Origin of the sequence: Streptomyces sp. NPDC005963 (genome assembly GCF_040638655.1) — a bacterium.
In the GTDB taxonomy this organism is placed as follows: domain Bacteria; phylum Actinomycetota; class Actinomycetes; order Streptomycetales; family Streptomycetaceae; genus Streptomyces.
This window is the reverse complement of sequence record NZ_JBEXVD010000072.1, coordinates 1-3,468: the sequence shown is the minus strand read 5'-3', so window position 1 is coordinate 3,468 and position 3,468 is coordinate 1. Positions and strand designations below refer to the sequence as shown.

Annotated in this window: 1 protein-coding gene; it reads right to left on the bottom strand. The window is 67.1% G+C overall.

Annotation, left to right across the window (positions count from 1 at the left end):
* Positions 1-91 precede the first annotated feature (91 nt).
* Positions 92-2,116 (bottom strand): hypothetical protein, encoded by a 2,025-nt coding sequence (locus ABZ348_RS34545; RefSeq protein ID WP_358939956.1) that lies wholly within the window; start codon positions 2,114-2,116, stop codon positions 92-94.
* Positions 2,117-3,468: the final 1,352 nt, after the last annotated feature.

Genomic DNA, 3,468 nt, shown 5'->3' with positions numbered 1-3,468 from the left:
CATTCGTCAGTTCATGCCGACGCACCATGCCCGACTCATGCCCGAAACAGCGAGAGATCCACCATCCCAGGCAAGAGCCATCAGACACTGCCTAGGGGAGGGCGGGTGGGTTGGGGTGTTGTCGGAGCCAGTGTTGGAGTTCGCGGTGTCTGTATTGGTACGCGGCACCGCTGTTCCGCAGTAGTCCCGCTCCCACTGCCCAGTCGAGGAACGGGCTGAGCCGGAATGGCAGCCGGCGCCGTGAGCAGAGCAGGAACACCAGATACCTGCGGGAAGCCGTACTCAGCGCGAGCCCGAACGCGATCCCAGTCGCGAGCCCGAACGTGATCCCGGTCGCGATCCCGAACGCGATCCCGACCATGGCCCCGGTCGAGATCCCGGTCGTGAGCCCGAGGAGGGCGTCGGTTCTGATAGCGGCCCGTGTCCTGCGGCTCGTCACCGGCTCCTCCGTGATCCCGAGTACGAGCCCGAATACGATCCCGGTCGTGAGCCCGAACGTGATGCCGGTCGTGAGTCCGAACGCGATCCCGGCCCCGATCCCGGTCGCGATTGTGGTTGTGATCGCGACGGCGGCTGCACGGGGCCTGTTTGTTTGAAGTGTCCGGAGCGGGTTTGTCCAGCGTCGGGGCCGGCTTGCCGGGCCGATGAGTGCTATTGCCGGCAGGGTAGGCAGCGCTATGACCTGCGATATCTGGAGAACTCCGGGGGCGAGTGCCAGTGCGAGAACGATCAGAGTAGCCAGGGTGGTGAGGGTGGCCTCGGTCGCCCGAACACGCTGGCGTCCTGCGAGGGGCCACAGTTCGTGCAGGAGTAGATCTGTGCCCTCCGGACCTGCCGTATTGGTGGCGGCTGTTGTTCCCGCTGGGTCGAGGTGGTGGGTGAGGTGGTGGAGCCAGCGGTGGACCTGGTCTGGTGTGTACCCGTTCGGGTTCGGCGCCGTACTGACCGCGGCGGGGATGTAGCGGGCGAGGAGGTGGGCGTCCACTGCCTGCGCGTTCGGCAGGGTGAGGAGTTCGCCGGGGTTGCCGTCGTGGTGGTAGACGGTGGCTGTGAGTCCGAGGCGCCACGGCGTCGATAGCACTCCTGCCAGCATTCCGGTGGGGTCGGCGTTCAGGTGGTTGGTGAGGGGCCGCCACCGGGTTTCGTCGAGCGCCCGCCCCTCTAGGTATCCCCGGGCGTCGGTGGCGCCGACGGGTTCGACCTCGATCCGGGCCGCATCGATCACCGCTTGTGGCACCAGGGCGTCGTAGTGTGCGGTGCGGCAGGTCAGGATCAGCGGCCCGGCCTCCCGTCCTTGCTGGTAGCTGTTGAGTGCTTCCACGACGGCGGTGGCGCGGGGTGCTGCCGGGTTCGGTAGGCCGCCGGGGCCTTGCAGGTCCATCTCGTCGAGGCCGTCCAGCACCGGCAGTACGAGCCCGTGCCGGGTCAGATCGGCTGCCATGGCCTTGGGCCAGTCGTACGCCTCCACCAACCGCTCTACCAACAACTCGGGCAGGGTCTGCCGTTCGGTGTCCCACCGCGGCAGCGGTATCCGCACCGGCACGGGTTCGTCCTCCCCACGGCCCTCGATCAGTCCCAGCAGGAGCTCTAGAGCGGATACGGTCTTCCCGGCTCCGCCGGCCCCGGTGATCACTAGCCGTAACGGCTTCGTTGCCTGGTAGTAGGCCACGATGTCCGGCACCGCCGCCCCACCCGGCCCGAGCCCGTCTGCGAACAACCGTCCCGCGGCTGGCGCCGCGGCGGGCCTTACCCCGCCGGACACCAGGGTGTAGGCGAGGTTGATGCGCTCGGTGTCGTCGCCCAGCAGTTTCCGCCACACGGCGCCTTCCCCGGCCTGCACCTGACCGGCCAGTGTCGCCGCCCAGCCGCGGGCCAGCGTGGCGTCGGCGAACGCCGCCGTGTTCGCCTGGGACTGCTTCCGTAAGGCGACCACCGCGACCAGGCCGGCGGCCACCGCCAGCGCCACCGCGAACAACCCTGCGGTGTCCGATGCCTTCAGCCCGCCATGGCTCAGCTGCCGCACCACATACCCGGCACTCGCCACCGCCACCACACCGCACACCACACCCACCAGCAGCCACACACGCCGCTGACGACGCCCCCCAAGTCCCGTCATCCCCCAATCCTCCACCACCCCCCACCAACCCGCCGCCCGCTACCCCCACTTGTAACCACACCGACGAACAACCACTTCCTTCAGCGCCCCCTCTCGGTACTGCGTCGGGGACTGTCACGTCCCTCCCGAAGACGCTTACGGGCATCGTTGGAACCGAGTTGCTCCAGGATTTCGCCCTTGTCTACCGAGCAGACCGCGACCATCGTCGGGCGGTGCCCGACCTGCTGCCGGGGCTGGGTACTTTGCACGGTCGGGTCCAGCGTGGGCACCATGACCAGGATCTGCCCGCCCGGGGGAAGTGCTCCAGAGCGTACGCAGCGGTAGTGATCGTCTTCTCGGACTCGGTCGCGGACGCCTCCATCGCACGCACCCTCTCCGGAGGTACGAATGATCTTGTAGAGAATCCCATCCAGCTACGAAAGCTCAACTTCTGATCTACCTGATGTTCCCTGACCTGAATCTGACATTTCCCTTGAGGGAGCATCACCTCCTCGAACATTGAACTCTGATTACCTTGCAGACGACCGCTTGGGGAACGCGAGCCGTGCCCGTATCGCTCCCCAACGCCTTGCCCGTGAGATCCCAGCCGGCCCGGCATCCCGTCCGAGCTCCCGTATTTGAACTCCGGCATCCCGTCCGGGCAGGAAGACCCGATACCGACCTCGCACACGACACGCGGGCCTCCCCATCGCTCCGCACCGCCCGCCGGGCGCACAGACCACCAGCCTCCACCAGTACCCCAGCACCCGCCCGTGCCCTGAGGTACGGAGAGGTACACGGGCAGGACGCTCTCCCGCACAACTCGACCACCCCCCGGCGACCACTCCCGCCTCCAGCACAGCCACCAAGCATCCAACCCTTCCCGGGGGCGCACCTCGCACCCCCAAGAGCACGAACAGCCCCAACCAGACATTGACTCCCACCACCTGACACCTACTCACCCAGTGCACAGAGCTACTCAACACGGGACCGGCAGATTCGCAGTGACCGGCCATCTTCGCTCGTTCCTCTCGAAAACCCGAGAAGACTCCAGGACGATCGGGGTATCCTCTATTTTCGCCAAAGCTACGTGGTGCATCACCATGATGCACCACCACACTAAAGCCCGAAACGAACCACACACCCCCACCCTCTCGTAGCCAGCCAGGCCCGCGTCAGCGGGCCCCAACAGTCCTGGAGGCGCAGCCGGAAGGACTATTGGGCGGGGGAGCGCAGCGGACCCGCCCCAACCTGGCCGAAGCGAAGCGAAGGCCCCAAAAAGTGGGTTCAGCCCACACCCCGGTCCGGGGAGCGCAGCGAACGGACCGTCACCCCCCAAGCGCAGCTTGGGGGGTGCGTGACCCGCGCAGCGG

Coding starts and splice junctions, on each gene's coding strand:
- ABZ348_RS34545 (WP_358939956.1), bottom strand. CDS start 2,116: ATGACGGGACTTGGGGGGCGTCGTCAGCGGCGTGTGTGGCTGCTGGTG.